Below are 20,405 nucleotides of genomic sequence, written 5' to 3'. Positions count from 1 at the left end.
CTTGACGCTCGGCCTGCTCACTCGTTCATCTGTTCCCGCAGGCTATCGGCTCGCGCTGACAAAGCGTCGCAACCGAACCGCCGCAACCGACACGACGACGGGCCGACGGGGTGTCCCCGTCGGCCCGTCGTCACGTCACAGCGAGCTGTGCCGGTCGCGCCTCTCAGGCGTCGACCTTCTCCATGACCTCGTCTGACACGTCGAAGTTGGCGAAGACGTTCTGCACGTCGTCGCTGTCCTCCAGCGCGTCGATGAGCTTGAAGATCTTGCGCGCGCCCTCTTCGTCCAGCTCGACCTGCATGGTCGGCAGGAAGTTGGCCTCGGCGGAGTCGTAGTCGATGCCCGCCTCCTGGAGCGCGGTGCGCACCGCGACCATGTCGGTGGCCTCGCTGACCACCTCGAAGGTCTCACCGAGGTCGTTGACCTCCTCGGCACCCGCGTCGAGCACGGCGCCGAGGACGTCGTCCTCGCCCAGCTCGCCCTTGGGGACGATGACGACGCCCTTGCGGTTGAAGAGGTACGAGACGGAGCCCGGGTCGGCCATCGAGCCGCCGTTCCGGGTCATCGCGACACGTACGTCGGAGGCGGCACGGTTGCGGTTGTCGGTGAGGCACTCGATGAGCACCGCGACACCGTTGGGGCCGTAACCCTCGTACATGATCGTCTCGTAGTCGGCGCCGCCCGCTTCGAGACCGCCGCCGCGCTTGACCGCGGAGTCGATGTTCTTGTTCGGGACGGAGCTCTTCTTCGCCTTCTGGATGGCGTCGACGAGCGTCGGGTTGCCATCGGGGTCCACGCCGCCGGAACGCGCCGCGACCTCGATGTTCTTGATCAGCTTCGCGAAGAGCTTGCCGCGCTTGGCGTCAATCACGGCCTTCTTGTGCTTCGTCGTAGCCCATTTAGAGTGGCCGGACATCTGCCTTCTCCTTCGCGTCACCAAAATCGAGTCGAACCCGAGAGATCCTACCGGGGTCCGCTCACTTCACTGCGCGCACCATGTCCACGAACAGAGCGTGCATGCGATGGTCGCCGGTCAGTTCGGGATGGAACGACGTGGCAAGGACATTTCGCTGCCGTACGGCCACGATGTGGCCGCCGTGCTCGGCGATGACCTCGGCCTCGGCCCCGACGGACTCCACCCAGGGGGCACGGATGAAAACGCCCTCCACCGGGCCGCCGTCGATCCCGGCGACCTCGACCGCGGCCTCGAAGGACTCGTTCTGCCGGCCGAAGGCGTTGCGGCGCACGATCATGTCGATGCCGCCGACGGTCTCCTGGCCCGACCGCGGGTCCAGGATCTTCTCCGCCAGCAGGATCATCCCGGCGCAGGTGCCGTAGACCGGCATCCCGGCCCGGACCCGCTCACGCAGCGGCTCCATCATGCCGAAGAGGACCGCCAGCTTGGACATGGTGGTGGACTCGCCGCCCGGGATGACCAGGCCGTCGACCTCGGCGAGCTCCTCGGGACGCCGGACCGGCCTGGCCAGGGCGTCAGCCGAGGCCAGGGCGATCAGGTGTTCCCGTACGTCGCCCTGGAGTGCGAGGACGCCGATCACAGGGGTATCGCTCATCAGTGGTTACCAGCCGCGGTTGGCGTAGCGCTCGGACTCGGGCAGGGTGTCGCAGTTGATGCCGACCATGGCCTCGCCCAGGTTGCGGGAGGCGTCCGCGATGACCTTCGGGTCGTCGTAGAAGGTGGTGGCCTTCACGATGGCGGCGGCGCGCTTGGCCGGGTCGCCGGACTTGAAGATGCCGGAGCCGACGAAGACGCCCTCGGCACCGAGCTGGCGCATCAGCGCGGCGTCGGCGGGGGTGGCGACACCACCGGCGGAGAACAGCACGACCGGCAGCTTGCCGAGCTCGGCGACCTCCTTGACCAGCTCGTAGGGGGCGCGGAGGTCCTTGGCGGCGGCGTACAGCTCGTTGTTGTCGAAGCCGCGCAGGCGGGCGATCTCGTTCTTGATCTGGCGCAGGTGGCGAACGGCCTCGACGACGTTGCCGGTGCCGGCCTCGCCCTTCGAGCGGATCATGGCCGCGCCCTCGGCGATGCGGCGCAGGGCCTCGCCCAGGTTGGTGGCGCCACAGACGAAGGGGGTGGTGAAGGCGAACTTGTCGCTGTGGTTGACCTCGTCGGCCGGGGTCAGGACCTCGGACTCGTCGATGTAGTCGACACCGAGGGACTGGAGGACCTGGGCCTCCACGAAGTGGCCGATGCGGGACTTGGCCATGACCGGGATGGAGACGGCCCCGATGATCTCCTCGATCATGTTGGGGTCGGACATCCGGGCCACGCCGCCGTCCTTGCGGATGTCGGCCGGGACCCGCTCCAGGGCCATGACGGCCACGGCGCCCGCGTCCTCGGCGATCTTCGCCTGCTCGGCGTCGACGACGTCCATGATCACGCCACCCTTGAGCTGCTCGGCCATGCCGCGCTTGACGCGGGCGGTGCCGGTGGCGGGGGACTCGGCGGACTGCGGGGTGCTGGGAAGCGTGGACACGGGACCTCACTCGGTGAAAGACGCTGAATTACTGCGTCACCGAGGAAACGCTGTGGGAGCAGGCCACAGCAAGGGCCAATGGGGAGGGCGTGGATCGTTTTCCACCCAGGACTACGTTCCCGGGCGGTCCGCCAGCGCCACCGGCGGGGCGTCGTCCATCTCGAAGGCGAGCGGGAACGGGGCGTGCCCGGCCAGCCGGAACAGCCGTACGGTGCGGTGCCGGCGCAGGGCGCGGGCGGCGCGCACGGAGTCGTTGTGGAAGCGCCGGGCCATCGGTACGCGGCGTACGGCGGCGGCCAGTTCGGTGGCCGCGTCCTCGCCGCCGGGGACCTCCTTCACCGCCTCCACCTGGGCCGGTTCGCCGAAGACGGCGCGCAGGGCGGTGCTCAGCTCGCTCTCGGCGACCTCGCGGTGGTCCTCCTCGGCCTGCCGGGCGGCGTGCGCGGCCTCGTACAGCACGATGGAGGCGGCCGGGTCCAGGACGCCGGAGGTGGCCAGCTCCTGGGTGACCGAGGCGCGGCGCAGGAGTTGGGCGTCGAGTGCGGCGCGGGCGGCGTCGATCCGGGAGTGCAGGCGGTCCAGGCGGCCAGCGGTCCAGCTGAGGTAGACGCCGATCGCGATGAGGGCGACGACGATCCAGACGAAGAGGGTTACGGTCACGGTCGCACACGCTACCGTCGCCGGGGCCCGGTCCTTTCAACGGGCGGCCCCGGCCCCGCTGCGGGCTCCTCAGTCCCGCGCCAGCCCGAACCGGGCCCGCAGCCCCGACCGCTCGTCCTCCGCCACCGAGGCGGCCCCGTCCGTCACCGTCTCGTACACCGCGAGGATGTCGGCCCCCACCGTCGCCCAGTCGAACCGCCGCACGTGCGCCTCGCCCCGCTCCCGCAGCCCGGCCCGGCGCTCCGGGTCGCCCAGCAGCCGGATCGCGGCGGCGGCCAGCGCGTCGGCGTCCTCGTTGGCGAAGAGGTCGCCCGCCGCCCCCTGGTCCAGCACCTGCGCGAAGGCGTCCAGGTCGCTCGCGAGCACCGGCGCTCCCGCCGACAGCGCCTCGACCAGGATGATGCCGAAGCTCTCGCCGCCCGTGTTCGGGGCCACGTACACATCGACGCTGCGCAGCAGCCGGGCCTTGTCGTCGTCGCTGACCATGCCGAGGAACTCCACGCGCTCGCGCAGCTCCTTCGGCAGCGATGCCACCGCCTCCTCCTCGTCACCGCGCCCCGCGACCAGCAGCCGGGCCTCGGGGTGGGCGGCGAGGATGGCGGGCAGCGCCTTCATCAGGACGGGCAGGCCCTTGCGGGGTTCGTCGATGCGGCCGATGAAGCCGAGGGTGGCGCCCTGCCACTCGGCCTTCGGCTCGGCCTTGGCGAAGAAGCCGACGTCGACACCGTTCGGGATGACCACGGCGTCCCCGCCGAGGTGCTCGACCAGGGTGCGCCGCGCGTACTCGCTCACCGCGATCCGCGCGCTGATCTTCTCCAGGGCGGGCTGGAGGATCGGATACGCGGCGATCATCGCCCGGGAGCGCGGGTTGGAGGTGTGGAAGGTGGCCACGATCGGGCCCTGCGCCGACCAGCAGGCGAGCAGGCCGAGCGAGGGGGAGGTCGGCTCGTGGATGTGGATCACGTCGAAGGTGCCGTCGTGGAGCCAGCGGCGGACCCGGGCGGCCGAGAGGAAGCCGAAGTTCAGCCGGGCGACGGAGCCGTTGTACGGGACGGGGACGGCCCGGCCCGCCGAGACGACGTACGGCGGCAGCGGGGTCTCGTCGTCGGCCGGGGCCAGGACGGAGACGGTGTGGCCGAGCCCGATGAGGTGTTCGGCCAGGTCCCGGATGTGGAACTGGACGCCGCCGGGGACGTCCCAGGAGTACGGGCAGACGATGCCGATCTTCACGTGCGCTCTCCCCGGAGTCCGGTCTTCATGTGCGTTCTCCCCGGGGTCCGGTCTTCATGTGCTCTCCGCGGCGTCCGGCCGTCACGCGCGTTCTCCCCGGGGGTCCAGGTCGTCCAGCCAGAGCCGCTGGAGCATGTGCCAGTCCTCCGGGTGTTCGGCGATGCCCCCGGCGAAGGCGTCGGCCAGTCCCTGCGTCATGGCGGCGGTCTTCTCTGCGCGGGTGCCTTCCTCCGGCACCTCGATCGCCGGGTGGACGCGGGCCCCCATGACCGGCGTGCCGTCGTACCAGAGGGTCACCGGCAGCAGCAGCGCGCCCGTCTGCTGGGCGAGCAGCGCCGGTCCGGCGGGCATCCGGGCGGTGGCGCCGAAGAACGACACCTCGACCCCGGAGGCGGAGAGGTCCCGGTCGGCGACCAGGCAGACCAGGCCGCCCGCGCGCAGCCGCCGGGCCAGTGTGCCGAAGGCGGCGCCGCCGCTGTGCGGCAGGACCTCCATGCCGAGGCCCTCGCGGTAGGCGACGAACCGGTCGTAGAGCGTCGCGGGCTCCAGCCGTTCGGCGACGGTGGTGAAGGGGACCTTCAGATCGGTGGTGACCCAGGCGCCGGCGAGGTCCCAGTTGCCGAGGTGCGGCAGGGCCAGGACGACGCCGCGCCCGGTGTCCAGGCCCTCGGTCAGGAGGTGGGCGTCCTTGACGTCGATGCTCGCCTTGATGCGCTCCGGGGTCCAGGTGGGCAGCCGGAACGACTCCATCCAGTACCGCATGTACGAGCGCATCCCGGCCTTGGACAGCTCGGCCAGCCGCTCCGGGCTCGCGTCCGGGACGACCCGCGCCAGGTTCGACTCCAGGCGCAGCACGCTCTTGCCGCGCCCCTTCCAGGTCCGGTCGGCGATGGTGCGGAAGAGGGCGGCCGCGGCGGGCTCGGGCAGCTTCTTCACGGCGCCCCAGCCGAGTCCGTACAGACCGTCGGTGATCCGGCCCTTGAGCGCGCTCACCGGTCGGCCCCGCTCCCCTGCTCGGCCGACCCGTCGGCGGCGGAGACGGCGGCGGCCGCGTCGGCCTCCGCGGATTCGCGGCGCACGGTCACCACGCGCTGGATAAGCGTCACCAGGGAGCCCGCGGCGACGATCCACAGGGCGATCGGGAGCAGGATGTCGATGTGCGGGACGCCGAAGGCGTGGAGCCCGGCGAGACCGGCGGCGACCAGCGAGATGACCAGGCGTTCGGCGCGCTCCACCAGCCCGTTCACCGCGACCGGCAGGCCGATCGACTCGCCGCGCGCCTTGGTGTACGAGACCACTTGGCCGCTGGCCAGGCAGAAGATGGAGACGGCGCACAGGATGTTGTCGTCACCGCTGCCCGCGTACCAGAGGGCGAAGCCGGCGAAGATCGCCCCGTCGGCAACCCGGTCCAGCGTCGAGTCGAGGAACGCGCCCCAGCGGCTGGAGATCCCGGCCTGCCGGGCCATGTTGCCGTCGACCAGGTCGGAGAAGACGAAGAGCGTGATGACGATGGTGCCCCAGAAGAACTCCCCCATCGGGAAGAAGACCAGCGCACCCGCCATCACTCCGGCCGTGCCGATGAGGGTGACCGCGTCGGGGCTGACCCCGAGGCGGAGCAGCAGGGCGGCGAACGGTGTGAGGACACGCGTGAAAAATGCACGCGCGTACTTGTTCAGCATGGCTTTCCCGAGGGTTCGGCTGGCCGAGCGGCCCCTTCGGCCACCGGCTGGCCCATCGTAGTCACGACCGGTGCCCTCCACCGGACGGGCACCCGCCCGCAGGGGTGTCACGGGGATGCGCGCCCCGCGCCCGACGTATGGACGCGTCGGCGCCCGGGTGCCAAGCTCGAAGGACCGAGGCCGCCTCGGCGGCTCCCCGTATCCGCCATCCAGCGCGGTCGGCTGCTCCCCCTCCCGTACCGCGTCGTCCACCGGGAGGCACACCATGGGCGAGAAGACGCACGCACACCCCGGGGCCGCCGGAGGAGTACCGGCGGCCGGCCACCCCTCCGCCGTACGGAACGTGGTGCTGGTCGGCCACAGCGGATCGGGCAAGACCACGCTGGTCGAGGCCCTGGCCCTGACGGCGGGGGCGCTCAACCGGGCGGGCCGGGTCGAGGACGGGGCGACCGTCTCCGACCATGACGAGATCGAGCGGCGGCGGCACCGCTCCGTCCACCTCTCGGCGGTCCCGGTGGCGTGGGACGGCTGCAAGGTCAATCTGCTGGACACCCCCGGGTACGCCGACTTCGTCGGGGAGCTGCGGGCCGGTCTGCGGGCGGCGGACGCGGCCCTCTTCGTCGTCTCGGCGGCCCAGGAGGCCGAGTCCGTGGCCGCGACGACCCGGGCGGTGTGGGAGGAGTGCGCGCTCGTCGGGATGCCCCGGGCGATCGTCGTCACCCATCTCGACACCGCGCGCACCTCCTTCGAGGAGATGACCCGGATCTGCGCGGAGACGTTCGGCGGGGACGACCCCGATGCCGTCCTGCCTCTCTATCTGCCGGTGCTCGGTGCGGAGGCCGCCGACGGGCACGCCCCGCTCACCGGGCTGACCGGGCTGCTCACGCAGCGGATCCTGGACTACTCCTCCGGGGAGCGGACCGAACTGCCGCCCGCGCCGGACCAGGAGGAGGCGCTCGCGCAGGCCCGTGACCGGCTGATCGAGGGGATCATCGCCGAGAGCGAGGACGAGTCGCTGATGGACCGGTACCTCGACGGCGGAGGCGACAGCATCGACATATCGACACTGATCGCGGACCTGGAGCGGGCCGTCGCCCGGGGCGCCTTCTTCCCCGTACTGGCCGCCGCCCCCGCGGCCGAGGGCGCCCGGCAGGGCATCGGCACGGTGGAGCTGCTGGAACTGATCACGCGCGGCTTCCCGACCCCGCTGGAGCGCACCCCGCCGGTCGTCACCACACCCTCCGGCGCGCCCCGAACCGCCCCGGCCTGCGATCCGGAGGCGCCGCTGCTGGCGGAGGTCGTCAAGACGTCGTCCGACCCGTACGCGGGCCGGATCTCGCTGGTGCGGGTCTTCTCCGGCACCCTGCGGCCCGACGACACCGTGCACCTGTGCGGCCACGGCCTGGACGCGGCGGGGCAGGAGCCGCGCCCCTGTCACGAGGCGGAGGTCCGGGTGACGTCCCTGACCTCGCCGTTCGGCAGGCAGCAGCACCCGGTGGACCGGTGCGTCGCGGGTGATCTGGTCTGCGTGGCCCGCCTCGGCGAGGCGGAGACCGGCGACACCCTCTCCGCCTCCGGCGACCCGGTCCTCATCGAGCCCTGGTCGACCCCGGACCCGCTGCTGCCGACGGCCGTGCGGGCCCACGGGAAGGCGGACGAGGACAAGCTCTCCCACGCGCTGGCGCGGCTGGTCGCGGAGGACCCGACCCTGCGCCTGGAGCAGAACCCGGACACCCACCAGGTCGTCCTGTGGTGCCTGGGCGAGGCCCACCAGGAGGTCGCCCTGGACCGGCTGCGCAGCCGCTACGGCGTCCAGGTCGACACCGAACCGCACCGGGTCGCGCTCCGCGAGACGTGTCGCGGACGGGGGGCCGGGCGCGGACGGCATGTCAAACAGTCCGGCGGGCACGGCCAGTTCGCGATCTGCGAGATCGAGGTGGATCCGCTGCCGGCCGGCAGCGGCATCGAGTTCGTGGACAAGGTGGTCGGCGGTTCGGTGCCGCGTCAGTTCATCCCGTCGGTGGAGAAGGGCGTACGGGCCCAGGCCGCCCGCGGCCTGTCCGCCGGGCACCCGCTCGTCGACGTGCGGATCACGCTGCTCGACGGCAAGGCGCATTCGGTGGACTCCTCCGACGCCGCCTTCCAGACGGCGGGCGCGCTGGCTCTGCGCGAGGCGGCGGCGGACGCCCGTATCCAGCTCCTGGAACCGGTCTGCGAGGTCACCGTGCTGGTCCCGGACGACTACGTGGGCCCGGTGATGAGCGACCTGTCGGGACGGCGCGGCCGGGTGGTGGGCACCGAGCAGAGTCCGGGCGGACGCACCCTCGTACGGGCGGAGGTGCCGGAGACGGAGATCGGCCGGTACGCGCTCGACCTGCGCTCCCTCACCCACGGCACCGGCCGGTTCGACCGTACGCACGCCCGGTTCGAGGCGATGCCGCCGCAGCTCGCGGAGAAGGTCCGCGCGGAACTGTCGGACGCCCCCTAGGGCCTGTCGTCAAACTGCCGCCTGCCGCGCGACGCCTGGCACGCACGCTCGCGGCGTTGCCGAAATGGCCAAGTAGCTCCGCTACGAGACCATTCCGGCGCCTTGCGATCGCACGCACCATGCGCCGCGCGGCCGCCCTTCGGGCGACGACGGCAGTTTGACGACAGGCCCTAGGGGACGGATCACCCGGCGCGTGACCGGCGCACTGTCGCAAACGGGCACCGCGTCCCGATGGGTGACGGACGGTGCGGCGGTCCGGACGATACGCTGTGGGCGCAGCTCAGAAGGTATGCCGCGTACGGTAGTTGGGCACACCGCAGGAGCAGACCGTGCGGCGAGTGGGGGCGACAGGCAGTGGCCAACGACGTATTCGACTTCTCACCCGGAGCGCAGGTCCCGATCCACGGGTCCGGCGGCCAGTCGGTGGCGACCAATGCCCTGGCCTCGGCGGCGTACCGGGACAGCCCGGTGGACGTGATCCTCGACGCCAACAGTGACTGGCACAAGTCGACGGTGAAGTCGGGCGCCTCCAAGCTCTTCAAGTCCGACTACTTCAAGCCGAATCTCGGCGAGGCGTTCTCCCGGGCCGTCCAGGAGCGGATGCTCGGCGGCTCCCGGGCGGCGCTGATCCAGTCCTTCGGCACCGATCCGCAGACGGTGGTGGAGCACTGCCTGTCCGCGACCAACCTCCGCAAGGCGCGCGACACCCGGCTCACCCTGATCACGGTGGTGTTCGGCTTCCTGTTCCTGCCGGGCATGATCGCCTGGGTCATCGCCTTCCGGATCAAGGACGCGCTGGCCAAGTCCAAGGACGCCGCGTTCCGGGCGGTCGGCACGGTGCTTCTCGCCGCGTTCGGGATCGGCGCGCTCATCCTGCTGTGGAAGCTGCCGACGGACCGCTTCTGGCCGCTCTACGTGCGAGGGGCGATCGTCGCCCCGCTGATCGGCTGGTTCCTCGCCAAGCGGGTCGCTGAGACCTCTGCCCAGGACCTGCGGGCCCGCTGGGGCGGGCTGCTGTCCGGCACCGGGGTGATCGCCAAGATCCCGGAGGCGGTGCCGAAGAACCCCAACGAGACCGCGCGTGAGGAACTGCGCCAGTCACTGGAGAAGCTCTCCGCCGAGCAGCAGTCCAACGCCGTCTTCTACGCCGGTCCCAAGGGCATCCTCGGCATGGGCACCCGGTGGGGCAGCTGGCAGCTGGCCGAGGAGCTGACCCCGAAGGACCCGACGAAGGAGATCCACCAGTTCCGCAGCTGGGACCTGATCCGGATCATCCACGACCAGCTGAAGATGCTGGAGCGCGGCCCGCTGAACACCGGCGGCTTCCCCAAGCCGTCCGTGAAGCACTGGATCGTCTCCCCCATCGGCGAGAACGCCGACTCCGTCTCCCGCCCCGAAGGGGAGGACGTCGCGACCTTCCAGGTGAAGCCGCACGAGATACAGCGGATCTGCAACCACCAGCAGTTCGGCAGCGGCGACCGGCACTACCTGGGCGTGCAGTTCACCCTCTGGGACGGCCAGCTCGTCATCACGATGATGATCACGGTGACCGTGCTCCACGAGACGCTGCGCATCGAGGTCACCGGCCACGCGCTGGGCCCGGTCCACGGGCTGTTCTTCGCCAAGCCCGCCGCCCGCACGAAGACGGTCAACAAGACCGTGAGGTTCTGGGAGACCCGGGACATCCAGCTGCCGGTGGTGGAGGCGAGGGAGGTCGTCCGGCTCGCGCTGCGGGCGCCCTTCACCTGGTACCCGCCGGTGCTGGACTACCTGGGCGGCAAGATAGTGCTGCCGGAGCCCTTCGGACTGCGGCACGCCTGGGCCGCCAAGCCGTGGAACCACCGCTTCATGGCGGACGACGCGATGCGGGCGGCAACGCCGGTGCTGCGCGTGGTCCACTCGGCGGCTATGCGGGTCCTCGCGGAGAACGGCGTGGACACCGAGCGCTTCGACAACCGCTCGATGATACTGAGCGGCCTCGTCCAGGACCCGTCCCCGCGCAAGGCGGACGTGTACGACGCCTAGAGCTGCGTACGTACGGAGAAGGGGCACCCGGAAAAGCCCGGGCGCCCCTCTTCCTTCCTACAGGCTCGGCTACTCGGCCGGCCAGGCACCCGCCAGCATCGTCCGGGTGTCGCCCAGCAGCTGCGGCAGCACCTTGGTGTGGCCTATGACCGGCATGAAGTTGGTGTCCCCGCCCCAGCGCGGCACCAGGTGCTGGTGCAGATGGGCGGCGATCCCGGCGCCGGCGACCGAGCCCTGGTTCATCCCGATGTTGAAGCCGTGCGCCCCGGAGGCGGCACGCAGGGCCGCCATCGCCCGCTTGGTGAAGTCCGCCAGCTCCGCCGTCTCCGGTCCGTCCAGCTCCGTGTAGTCGGCGACGTGCCGGTAGGGGACAACCATGAGGTGGCCGCCGTTGTACGGGTAGAGGTTCAACACCGCGTAGACGTGCTCGCCGCGCGCCACCACGAGCCCGTCCTCGTCGGATTTCGCCGGAATCGAACAGAACGGGCAGCCGTCCTCGGCGCCCGGGCCGCTCGGCTTGTCCTGACCCTGGATGTACGCCATCCGATGGGGCGTCCACAGACGCTGAAACGCGTCCGGCGTCCCCACGCCGATCTGCTGCTCCGGCTCACTCGTCATGCCGATCAGCATATTGCGTCACCCGCGCGGAGCGTGTCGCCGGGGCCGCACCGCCCGGCCGCCCGCGATGCTGAGGCGATGAGCGACCGTCCCGCCCACGAGCCACCGGCCCGGCTGACCCGCTGGGAGCAGCGCACGGAGGTCCCGCTCTTCGCCGCGGGGCTGCTCTTCCTGACGGGTTACGCGGTCCGGGTGCTGACGCCGCACGAGGCCGAGCCCTGGAACGACATCGCGCTGACCCTCGTCTGGTCGACCTGGCTGGTCTTCCTCGTGGACTACGTCACGCGGCTGCGGCTCAGCGGCCTGGGCTCGCGCTTCCTCCGCGTGCGCTGGCTCGACACGGTGGTCCTGCTCCTGCCGCTGCTGCGCCCGCTGCGCATGGTGCAGGTCTACCAGGCGGTGCAGCGGCGCCACGACCGGCCGCGGCTGGACCTGTACGCGCGCGTGATGGCGTACGCGGGCATGACCGCCGTACTGCTCGGCTTCGCCGCCTCGCTCGCGGTCTACCACCTGGAGCACCGGGCCCCGGACGCCTCGATCCGCACGTTCGGGGACTCGGTGTGGTGGGCATGCGCGACGCTCACGACGGTCGGCTACGGGGACGCCACACCGGTCACGTTCTGGGGGCGGGTGGTGGCGGCGGGGCTGATGGCGTGCGGTCTCGCGCTGCTGGGGGCGGTGACGGGGTCGTTCTCGTCGTGGCTGATCCAGGTGTTCACGCGGGAGGACGAGAAACGGCCCCCGGAGCGGGGTTAGCGCTCCGGGGGCCGTGCCCCGATGAGGAGATCAGACCTGTACGCGGTCCTCGACAGCCTTCGCGATCTTGGCGATGGCCTCGTCGACCGGGATGCCGTTCTCCTGCGAACCGTCGCGGTAGCGGAAGGAGACGGCACCGTTGGCCATGTCCTCGTCACCAGCGATGATCATGAAGGGCACCTTGGCCTTCTGCTGGTTGCGGATCTTCTTCTGCATCCGGTCGGAGGAGGCGTCCACGTCCACCCGCAGCCCCTGCTTGCGCGCCTTGGCGGCGAACTCCTGGAGGTAGGGGATGTGGGCGTCGCCGATCGGGATGCCGACCGCCTGGACCGGGGCGAGCCAGACCGGGAAGGCGCCCGCGTAGTGCTCCAGGAGCACGGCGAAGAAACGCTCGATGGAGCCGAACAGGGCGCGGTGGATCATGACCGGGCGCTGCTTGGAGCCGTCGGGACCGGTGTACTCCAGGTCGAAGCGCTCCGGCAGGTTGAAGTCGAGCTGCACGGTCGACATCTGCCAGGTGCGGCCGATGGCGTCCTTGCACTGCACGGAGATCTTCGGCCCGTAGAACGCGGCGCCGCCCGGGTCCGGGACCAGGGGCAGACCCTGCTTCTCGGCGACCTGGCGCAGCGTCTCGGTCGCCTCCTCCCAGGTCTCGTCCGAGCCGACGTACTTCTCCGGGTCCTTGGTGGAGAGCTCCAGGTAGAAGTCGGTGAGCCCGTAGTCACGGAGCAGGTTCAGCACGAAGGTGAGCGTGCGGTCCAGCTCCTCCGCCATCTGCTCCTTGGTGCAGTAGATGTGCGCGTCGTCCTGCGTGAAGCCGCGCGAGCGGGTCAGGCCGTGCACGACGCCCGACTTCTCGTACCGGTACACCGTGCCGAACTCGAAGAGGCGCAGCGGCAGTTCGCGGTAGGAGCGGCCGCGCGCGTCGAAGATCAGGTTGTGCATCGGGCAGTTCATCGGCTTGAGGTAGTAGTCCACCCCGTCGTCGAGCTGCATGGGCGGGTACATGCCGTCGGCGTACCAGTCCAGGTGGCCGGACTGCTCGAAGAGCTTGCCCTTGGTGGCGTGCGGGCTGTAGACGAACTCGTAGCCCTCCTCCTCGTGCCGGCGGCGCGAGTAGTCCTCCATGGCCCGGCGGATGACGCCGCCCTTGGGGTGGAAGACCGCGAGGCCGGGGCCGATCTGGTCGGGGAAGGAGAAGAGGTCCAGCTCGCTGCCGAGCTTGCGGTGGTCGCGCTTGGCGGCCTCCTCCAGGAACTCCAGGTGCGCCTTCAGCTCGTCCTTGGTCGGCCAGGCGGTGCCGTAGATGCGCTGGAGCATCGGGTTCTTCTCGCTGCCGCGCCAGTACGCCGCGGCGTTGCGCATCAGCTTGAACGCCGGGATGAACCGGGTGGTGGGCAGGTGCGGACCCCGGCAGAGGTCCTTCCAGCACAGGTCACCGGTCTTGGCGTCCAGGTTGTCGTAGATGGTCAACTCGCCGCCGCCCACCTCGACGTCCGCGCCGTCGTCCGAGGAGGCGGAGCCCTTGATGCCGATGAGCTCCAGCTTGTACGGCTCGTTCGCCAGCTCCTCGCGGGCATCCTCGTCGGAGACCACGCGGCGGGAGAACTTCTGGCCCCGCTTCTGGATCTCCTGCATCTTCTTCTCGATGGCCTTGAGGTCCTCGGGGGTGAACGGCTTCTCGACGTCGAAGTCGTAGTAGAAGCCGTCCTTGACCGGCGGGCCGATGCCGAGCTTGGCCTCGGGGAAGAGCTCCTGCACGGCCTGGGCCATGACGTGCGCGGTGGAGTGGCGCAGGATGTTGAGGCCGTCCTCGGAGGAGATCTCCACCGGCTCGACGGACTCGCCGTCCTGGAGCTCGTACGAGAGGTCCTTCAGCTCGCCGCCGATGCGCGCGGCGACGACGGTGCGCTGACCGGGGAAGAGTTCACCGGCGGTCGTGCCCGTCGTCACCACGTGCTCTTCCCGCTCGGAATCGCGTTGGATGATCACACGGACGTCTGACACCGGTCTCTCCTGACTGAGGGGGTCGCTTGCCTTCGAATAGCACAGCAAGGTGAATCGTACCGAGCCGTACGCCCCCGATGCGAACGCCTTCCGGGCCGGGCTACGGCTCCTCCCCCGCGCACGCCTCCTCGAAGAAGTCCACGTTCTCCTGGAGCGACTTCATCAGCCGGTCCCGCTCGGCCTCGTCCACCTGCACGGGCGCGACCTGCGACGCCCCGGTGAGTCGCCGGAACCCGCCCCGCCGCTCCAGCCGCCCCTCCACCCGCAGCGGCAGCCCGACGAGGTGGGCGTGGCCCGCGATCCGGTACGCCTCCTCGTCCAGCTCCACCCGTACATGCGCGACCTCCGCCCCCGCCAGCACCCGCAGCCGTACGATCCCGGCGCCGCGCGGCCCCGAGCGGCGCAGCCGGACCACCGCGCCGGTGATCCGGACCGGGACGGCGGGCTCCTCGCGGAGGTAGCGGGCCCCGGCGGAACGCAGGGCCGGCAGGTCGCCCGGGGAGAACTCGACGGGTGCGGGGCGGGCCGGGCAGCCGTCCGGGGTTCCGGCGGCGGGCGCCCACCGCAGGTCGATCCCGGCCCGCTCACTGCCACGCACCAGGGTCACCAGCGCCTCGGTCAGCTCCCGGCTGACGCCCGCCGCCACCGCGCTGTCGAACGCCTCCATGCCGCCGGTCGCCCGCTGGTAGTCCACCGCCTCCCGGGTGGCGTGCAGGGCGTGGCAGAGCTGGACGGCGACGGCGCGCCCCGAGGCGACGGGGACGAACGCGGTGAGCCGGCGCCCGCCCGGCGCGGGCCCGATGAGCGTGCCGTCCAGCGCCGACCGGGCCTTCCTGCGGTGCCGGGCCCCGTGGTAGCCGGCCCGGCCGCGGGCCGCGAGCGCCCCGGCGAGGAGGATCTGCCGGGCCGCCGACCGCAGCTCCTCCGCCTCCGCCCACCCCGAAGCGCCCGCCGCCCCGGCCGCCGATTCGGGGACCTCGCGCCACCAGCGGACCTCGTCGCTGGGCACGGCGAGCGAGACCAGGATGTCCTGGGCGGACGGGGCGGCGCTGCGGGAGAGCGCGGTGAGCGCCTCGGCCAGCAGGTCCTCGGCGTCGGGGAAGGCGGCGTTCTCGGGTACCAGCAGACTGGCGCCGGCGGAGGGTCCGGGCGGGGCCCACCGGCTGTAGCGCCCGGCCGCTCCCCCACGCCGCTGCCAGCCGTACCGGTGCAGCAGCGCGGTGAGCACCGCCGGGTCGGGCAGCGGGGTGCCGTCGCCACCCGGGTCGGCGTACTCCCTGCTCACGGCGGGGTGCGCCCGGGCGCCGAACAGCTCCGCCGGGCCCGTCGGTTCGTCCATCGACCGGTGCATCAGGGTCTCCCTCCGGCCCCGACCCGGGCCATGATGTCGCAGAGTGCGCGGTCGTCGAAGATCCGTGAGGTCGGGATGCGCACGGTGGTCCGGTACCGGCCCGTCACCGCGTGGCCGGCCAGGTTGGTCCAGTAGCAGCAGTGCCGCAGATCGAGGCTGCCGGGCCCGGCGCTCAGCCACTCGTCCTGGCTGCGGGGCACGATCATCACCACCAGGATCTTGTGCACCGAGACCGGGGTGCGGGCCAGCTTGACGAGATGGGCGTTGTCGAGCGTGAAGGAGAACGCCCCGCCCGCCGGGTGCGGCGGTATCTGGTAGGTGCACTTCAGCTGCACCTTGATGGTCACTTCGTCGTCGACGGTGTGGGCGGCGGCGCCGTGGCTGACGTGCCAGTCGATGCCGTTGTCGGGGAAGGGCTGGGACAGCGAACACCCCGCCGCCGCCGCGACGGCGTGCAGGTAGCCCACCTGGAGGGTCTCCATGCAGGCGGTGGTGGCGAGGGAGCCGCGCAGCGGTGCGTCGTTCCGCTGCTCCACCGGCCCGAACTCTTCGGCGCGGGCGGGCCCTCCTGGATCGGGCTGCGCGAGCGCCATGGCCCCGTATGCCTTCCGGACGTGCCGTCAGAAATGACGTCAGCAGTGATCTCGGATGTGATGGAGGAGCAACTTCCCTGGCTCCTACCTGTGTTGTCACCGCAGGAGAACGCCCGCAAACGGCGTATCAGGCAAACAGCACGGGTATCACCGATATCGGGCAGAGGAATCACTCCATCTGCCGTGCAGGTGCGAGGAGTTCGGGGATGATGCACTGGTTCGAAGGGCCGCTGGCCGCTTTTGACACGGAGACGACAGGCGTGGACGTCGAGCAGGACCGGATCGTTTCGGCCGCTCTCGTCGCGCAGGACACGACGGGCGGACGCGTCCGCGTCACCCGCTGGCTGGTCAACCCGGGGATCCCGGTGCCCGCGGGGGCGACCGAGATCCACGGTCTGACCGACGATCACCTGCAGCGCAACGGCCGCTGGCCCGCGCCGGTGATGGACGAGATCGCCCGTACGCTGGCGGAGCAGTGCGCGACGGGCCGCCCGCTGGTCGTGATGAACGCGCCGTTCGACCTGACCCTGCTGGACCGCGAGCTGAGGCGGCACCGGGCCTCGTCGCTGGCCGGGTACATGGCCGACGTCCCGCTGCGCGTGGTGGACCCCCGGGTGCTGGACAAACACCTGGACCGCTACCGCAAGGGCCGCCGCACGCTCACCGACCTGTGCCAGCTGTACGAGGTTCCGCTCGACGGCGCCCACGACGCGGCGGCGGACGCCTCGGCCTCGCTGGAGCTGGTGCGCGCGATATGCCGGCGCTTCTCGTCCCGGCTGGAGCGGCTCTCCCCCGCCGAGCTGCACACCCTCCAGGCCACCTGGCACGCGGCGCAGGCGCGCGGCCTGGAGGCGTGGTTCGCGAGGAGCGGGACACCGGAGCCGGTGGACCCGGCGTGGCCGCTGCGCCCGGAGCTGCCCGCGGCAGCCTGAGCAAGCGGCCTGGACAAGCAGAAGCCGGTCCGCCGTGATGCTTGGCGGACCGGCTCTCCCGGTGGGCGATACTGGGTTCGAACCAGTGACCTCTTCGGTGTGAACGAAGCGCTCTCCCACTGAGCTAATCGCCCGGGAACGGGTTGAACCATACAGGGCTCGGCGGGCTTCGTTCAAACCGCTTCCGCGCACGCCTCCACCGGCGCTCACCCCATGCCTCCACCGGGGCTTACTCAGGCGCGGAAACGCGGAAACTGAGTATCCGAGCGCATGTACGAGGCGGAAGGCCGCGGCCACACTCCCGTACATGGAACATGTGCCGCCGCCCGCCGAGGAACTGGCTCTCCTCGACCGAGAACTGGCTCAGCTGGACGCCCGCCGGGCCCACCTGCTGACCCGTCGCGCCTGGCTGGTCAGCGCGTTGCAGCCGCAGGCACCGCAGGCGCCGAACGCGCCCCGCTGGCATACCCCGCCCGTCGGTCACGGCTGGGCGCCGGGGCAGCCGTGGTCGGCGGCGCCCCGGTCCGCGAAGCCGTCCGGGCCGCCGCGCAGCGCGCAGAACGTGCTGCTGACGCTCGGCGGTCTGCTGCTGACGGTCGCGGCCATCGCGTTCACCCTCGTCAGTTGGGGCTCCATGGGCATCGGCGGCCGGTCGGCCGTCCTGGCGCTGGTGACCCTGGCCGCCCTCGCGGCGCCGGTGGTCCTGCTGCGCCGGAAGCTCGCGGCCACGGCGGAGGCGCTGGCGGCGCTCGCCCTGGTGCTCACGCTGCTGGACGTCTACGCGGTCCACGCGGTCGCGGCGCCGGACGCCGACGGGCTCACGTTCACGGCGGTCTCCTCGGCGGTGCTGGCCGCGCTCTGGGCGGCCTACGGCCTGGCCCTGGGCAAGCTGCACCTGCCGCTGCCCGCGGCCGTGTTCTTCGTCCAGTGGCCGCTGCTGCTGGGCGCCTGGGCGGCCGGCGCTCCCGCGATCGTGGTCGGCTGGGCGCTGCTGGTGACGGCCGTGGTGGACGGCGCGATCGCGCTGTGGGGCAAGGGTCTGGGCGTACGGGTCACGGCGGGCATCGGCCTCGCCGTGATGGGGTCCGCCGCGCTGCTGACGGGGCTCGGCGAGTCCCTGACGGCCGACGGTCCGCTCGGGGCCGTGCTTCCGGGCACGCTGCTGCTGACGGCCGCCGTGGCGGCCCTGGCCGGGGCGTGGCGCGCTCCGAACGGCTATGCCCAGGTGGGCGGCGTGGTGGCGGGTCTGGCGGCGGTGGCGGCGGGCGGCGGCGTGCTGCGGGCGGCGGTGCCGGGCACCTGGCACGTTCCGGTGTACCTGCTCTGCGGTCTCGCCCTGCTGTCCGTCGTACGGGCACCGCTGCCGCGCGGCGCGGGACGCGGGGTGCTGGGGGCGGCGGGCGCGGTGGTGGCCGGTGCGCTGCTGTGGGCGGTGCCTCCGGTCGCGGCGGTGCTGCTGGGTCCGGTCGAGCTGGTCGCCGAGGTGTGGGCGGGGGCGCCGGACGGGTTCCGGGGCGCGCTCGGGGAGTCGATGCGGTGGTCGGAGTCGGCCGCGGCTCCGGTGGTGCTCGCGGTGGTGGCGGGGCTGCTCGGGGCGGCGTACCGGTGGTGGCCGTCGCTGGTGCGGGTCGCCGCTCCGCTGGTCACGCCGGGGGCGGCGGCGCGCGGTGCGGCGGGCGCGGGGACGCTGGCCCTCGGCTGGGGGACGCTGCTGCTGGCTGCGGCCACGCTGGGCGTGCCGTACCCGGTCGCGGTGGCCCTGGAGACGGTGCTGGTGGCGGGGCTGCTGCTGGTGGCGGTCCGGGGTGCGGAAGCCTCGGCCGCCGGGCCGGAGGGGGCCGCCGGCGGTGGCCGGTCCGCCGTGGCGGTGACCGCGCTCGTGGGCGCGGTCGGCGGCGCGGTGAGCGTGGGGCTGCTGTCGCTCGCCGCGGAGGCGGCGACGTACGCGGTGTTCGGGGCGCTGGTGGTGCTCTTCGCCGGGGCGGCGGTGCGGACGCGCGCGGTGGTGGAGCAGGCGGTGTTCGCGGTGGCCGCGGTGGTGTGGGGCACGGTCCTGACCGGGTGTGCGGCCCGCTCCCTGGAGCTCGCCCCGCACGAGGCCGCGCCGCTGCTGCTCGTGGTGCCCGCGGTGACGGTGCTGCTGGGGGCGCGGCTGCGGCTGCACCCGGTGGCGTTGCCGGTGGAGCTGGCCGGGGCGCTGGGTGCGCTGGTGGCCGTCGGGCTCGCGGTGCCGGATGCGCCGTTCCTGGCCCTGGTGCTCGCGCTGTGCGGGGTACTGGCGGCGGGGGCGGCCGTGCGCCCGGAGCGGCGGCCGGCGGCGGGGTACGTGGCGGCGGTGCTGTTCGTGGCGGCGACTTGGGTCCGGCTGGCGGCGTCGGAGGTGTCGGCCCCCGAGGCGTACACCCTGCCGGTGACGGTGCCCGCCCTGGTCGTCGGCGTACTGCGGCGGCGCAAGGACCCCGAAGCGTCCTCCTGGACGGCGTACGGGCCGGGGCTCGCGGCGACGCTGCTGCCGAGCCTGGCCGTGGCCTGGACCGACCCCGACTGGGTGCGGCCGCTGCTGCTGGGCGTGGCGGCGCTGGTGATCACGCTGCTGGGGGCGAAGTACCGGCTCCAGGCGCTGCTGCTGCTCGGCGGCGCGGTGCTGGCCCTGGACACCCTGCACGAGCTGGCGCCGTACGTCGTCCAGGTGGCCGGAGCGCTGCCGCGCTGGCTGCCGCCGGCGCTGGCCGGGATGCTGCTGCTGGCCGTGGGGGCCACGTACGAGCAGCGGCTGCGCGACGCCCGCAAGCTGAAGAACCTGCTGGGCCGGATGCGGTGAGCGGTCCCCGGTCCGGGACCCGCGCGGTCCCGGACCGGGGGGAAACGCAGAGGCCCTCGAGACTTTTCCAAGTCTCGAGGGCCTCTGTCCGGGTGGGCGATACTGGGTTCGAACCAGTGACCTCTTCGGTGTGAACGAAGCGCTCTCCCACTGAGCTAATCGCCCGGGCGCACCGCAAACATTACCCCATGTCAGCGGTGCCCCTGGACCGTCCCCGGCGCTGTCCGCCGGCCGTCCGCGGTGCTACTCGCCGACCGTCCACGGCAGGGCGAGGCCGAACTTCCAGACGTAGATCCCGACCAGCACCGCCGCGATCACCAGCCCCACCGTGGTGAGGATGATGTTGCGCCGCCGGACCTTGGGATCCAACGCCCGCTGGGCGGCCTCGGTGACCTTGCGCTTGGTCCAGCGCAGCACCAGCTGGGCCCAGACGAACTCGGTCGCCCAGATCGCCATACCGCCGAAGATCACCAGCCAGCCGGGCCCCGGCAGCACCAGCATCAGCACACCGGCCACCACCACACCCAGGCCGACGACGAAGACGCCGACCTGCCAGCTCAGGTGCAACGGCTTCGACGCCTTGATGAAGCCCGGCGCCCGCGATCCCAGCTCGCGTTCCACCTTTTCCGCCTTGGTCGTGCCCCCCGGAGCCGACTCCGGGGACGCCTTCTCGGCGGCCTCGGTCCGCTCGTCACTCTCCGCATTCATGGAGCTCAACCTACCCGACCCGTCGTCATCACTTGAATG

The 20,405-nt window shown here is 72.0% G+C and carries 17 protein-coding genes and 2 tRNA genes; 5 read left to right on the top strand and 14 right to left on the bottom strand.

Annotation, left to right across the window (positions count from 1 at the left end; genetic code table 11):
• Positions 1-163: 163 nt before the first annotated feature.
• The 7 genes from R2B67_RS31100 to pgsA form a co-directional block, all read right to left on the bottom strand.
• On the bottom strand, positions 164-916 hold the full coding sequence (locus tag R2B67_RS31100; protein WP_026242063.1) for a YebC/PmpR family DNA-binding transcriptional regulator: 753 nt from the start codon (positions 914-916) through the stop codon (positions 164-166).
• 61 nt (positions 917-977) lie between these two features.
• Positions 978-1,571, bottom strand: coding sequence for a pyridoxal 5'-phosphate synthase glutaminase subunit PdxT (gene pdxT / locus R2B67_RS31095; protein WP_026242064.1), 594 nt, complete (start codon positions 1,569-1,571; stop codon positions 978-980).
• A gap of 6 nt (positions 1,572-1,577) precedes the next feature.
• Entirely contained in the window at positions 1,578-2,498 is a 921-nt protein-coding gene (gene pdxS, locus R2B67_RS31090) for a pyridoxal 5'-phosphate synthase lyase subunit PdxS (RefSeq protein ID WP_003970325.1), read from the bottom strand.
• A gap of 111 nt (positions 2,499-2,609) precedes the next feature.
• A complete protein-coding gene (locus tag R2B67_RS31085) occupies positions 2,610-3,158 on the bottom strand; it encodes a membrane protein (protein ID WP_018515236.1) in 549 nt (182 codons plus the stop codon).
• Positions 3,159-3,227: 69 nt separating this feature from the next.
• On the bottom strand, positions 3,228-4,388 hold the full coding sequence (locus R2B67_RS31080) for a glycosyltransferase family 4 protein (protein WP_317822605.1): 1,161 nt from the start codon (positions 4,386-4,388) through the stop codon (positions 3,228-3,230).
• 81 nt (positions 4,389-4,469) lie between these two features.
• Positions 4,470-5,381, bottom strand: coding sequence for a phosphatidylinositol mannoside acyltransferase (locus tag R2B67_RS31075; protein ID WP_317822603.1), 912 nt, complete (start codon positions 5,379-5,381; stop codon positions 4,470-4,472).
• On the bottom strand, positions 5,378-6,067 hold the full coding sequence (gene pgsA, locus R2B67_RS31070; RefSeq protein ID WP_018515239.1) for a phosphatidylinositol phosphate synthase: 690 nt from the start codon (positions 6,065-6,067) through the stop codon (positions 5,378-5,380). Before pgsA ends, R2B67_RS31075 begins: the two co-directional genes overlap by 4 nt.
• Before the next feature lie 265 nt (positions 6,068-6,332).
• Between pgsA and R2B67_RS31065 the strand changes: the two genes are divergently transcribed.
• Together R2B67_RS31065 and R2B67_RS31060 are read left to right on the top strand one after the other, a co-directional pair.
• Positions 6,333-8,555 (top strand): elongation factor G-like protein EF-G2, encoded by a 2,223-nt coding sequence (locus R2B67_RS31065; RefSeq protein WP_317822602.1) that lies wholly within the window; start codon positions 6,333-6,335, stop codon positions 8,553-8,555.
• A 354-nt stretch (positions 8,556-8,909) separates the two neighbouring features.
• Complete coding sequence (locus R2B67_RS31060; protein ID WP_317822600.1) at positions 8,910-10,580, top strand: AbeC-like domain-containing protein; 1,671 nt, start codon at positions 8,910-8,912, stop codon at positions 10,578-10,580.
• Positions 10,581-10,649: 69 nt separating this feature from the next.
• On the opposite strand, the gene R2B67_RS31055 is transcribed toward R2B67_RS31060, so the two are convergent.
• Positions 10,650-11,210 (bottom strand): HIT family protein, encoded by a 561-nt coding sequence (locus R2B67_RS31055; protein ID WP_018515242.1) that lies wholly within the window; start codon positions 11,208-11,210, stop codon positions 10,650-10,652.
• A 66-nt stretch (positions 11,211-11,276) separates the two neighbouring features.
• Between R2B67_RS31055 and R2B67_RS31050 the strand changes: the two genes are divergently transcribed.
• Complete coding sequence (locus R2B67_RS31050; protein WP_317822598.1) at positions 11,277-11,954, top strand: potassium channel family protein; 678 nt, start codon at positions 11,277-11,279, stop codon at positions 11,952-11,954.
• 30 nt (positions 11,955-11,984) lie between these two features.
• On the opposite strand, the gene thrS is transcribed toward R2B67_RS31050, so the two are convergent.
• The 3 genes from thrS to R2B67_RS31035 all read right to left on the bottom strand — a co-directional run bounded on the left by thrS (position 11,985) and on the right by R2B67_RS31035 (position 15,905).
• Positions 11,985-13,961, bottom strand: coding sequence for a threonine--tRNA ligase (gene thrS, locus R2B67_RS31045; protein WP_109976990.1), 1,977 nt, complete (start codon positions 13,959-13,961; stop codon positions 11,985-11,987).
• A 100-nt stretch (positions 13,962-14,061) separates the two neighbouring features.
• Positions 14,062-15,312 carry a hypothetical protein gene (locus R2B67_RS31040; RefSeq protein ID WP_317822596.1) on the bottom strand — a complete coding sequence of 417 codons (1,251 nt, stop codon included), beginning with the start codon at positions 15,310-15,312 and terminating at the stop codon, positions 14,062-14,064.
• A complete protein-coding gene (locus R2B67_RS31035; protein WP_237324956.1) occupies positions 15,312-15,905 on the bottom strand; it encodes a DUF4365 domain-containing protein in 594 nt (197 codons plus the stop codon). Before R2B67_RS31035 ends, R2B67_RS31040 begins: the two co-directional genes overlap by 1 nt.
• A gap of 206 nt (positions 15,906-16,111) precedes the next feature.
• Here R2B67_RS31035 and R2B67_RS31030 point away from each other — a divergent pair, with 206 nt between their 5' ends.
• Complete coding sequence (locus tag R2B67_RS31030; protein WP_317822594.1) at positions 16,112-16,837, top strand: 3'-5' exonuclease; 726 nt, start codon at positions 16,112-16,114, stop codon at positions 16,835-16,837.
• A 62-nt stretch (positions 16,838-16,899) separates the two neighbouring features.
• Here R2B67_RS31030 and R2B67_RS31025 read toward each other — a convergent pair.
• Positions 16,900-16,971 (bottom strand) — tRNA-Val (locus tag R2B67_RS31025).
• Between the two features lie 173 nt (positions 16,972-17,144).
• Between R2B67_RS31025 and R2B67_RS31020 the strand changes: the two genes are divergently transcribed.
• A complete protein-coding gene (locus R2B67_RS31020; RefSeq protein ID WP_317822592.1) occupies positions 17,145-19,658 on the top strand; it encodes an SCO7613 C-terminal domain-containing membrane protein in 2,514 nt (837 codons plus the stop codon).
• Positions 19,659-19,751: 93 nt separating this feature from the next.
• Here R2B67_RS31020 and R2B67_RS31015 read toward each other — a convergent pair.
• Positions 19,752-19,823, bottom strand: a tRNA-Val gene (locus R2B67_RS31015).
• A 78-nt stretch (positions 19,824-19,901) separates the two neighbouring features.
• Positions 19,902-20,366: a TIGR02611 family protein gene (locus R2B67_RS31010; protein ID WP_317822590.1), complete on the bottom strand. Its 465-nt coding sequence runs from the start codon at positions 20,364-20,366 to the stop codon at positions 19,902-19,904.
• Between the last annotated feature and the right edge of the window lie 39 nt (positions 20,367-20,405).

The organism is Streptomyces cyaneofuscatus (assembly GCF_033109485.1).
GTDB lineage: Bacteria > Actinomycetota > Actinomycetes > Streptomycetales > Streptomycetaceae > Streptomyces > Streptomyces cyaneofuscatus.
This window is presented reverse-complemented; position numbering and strand designations above follow the sequence as displayed.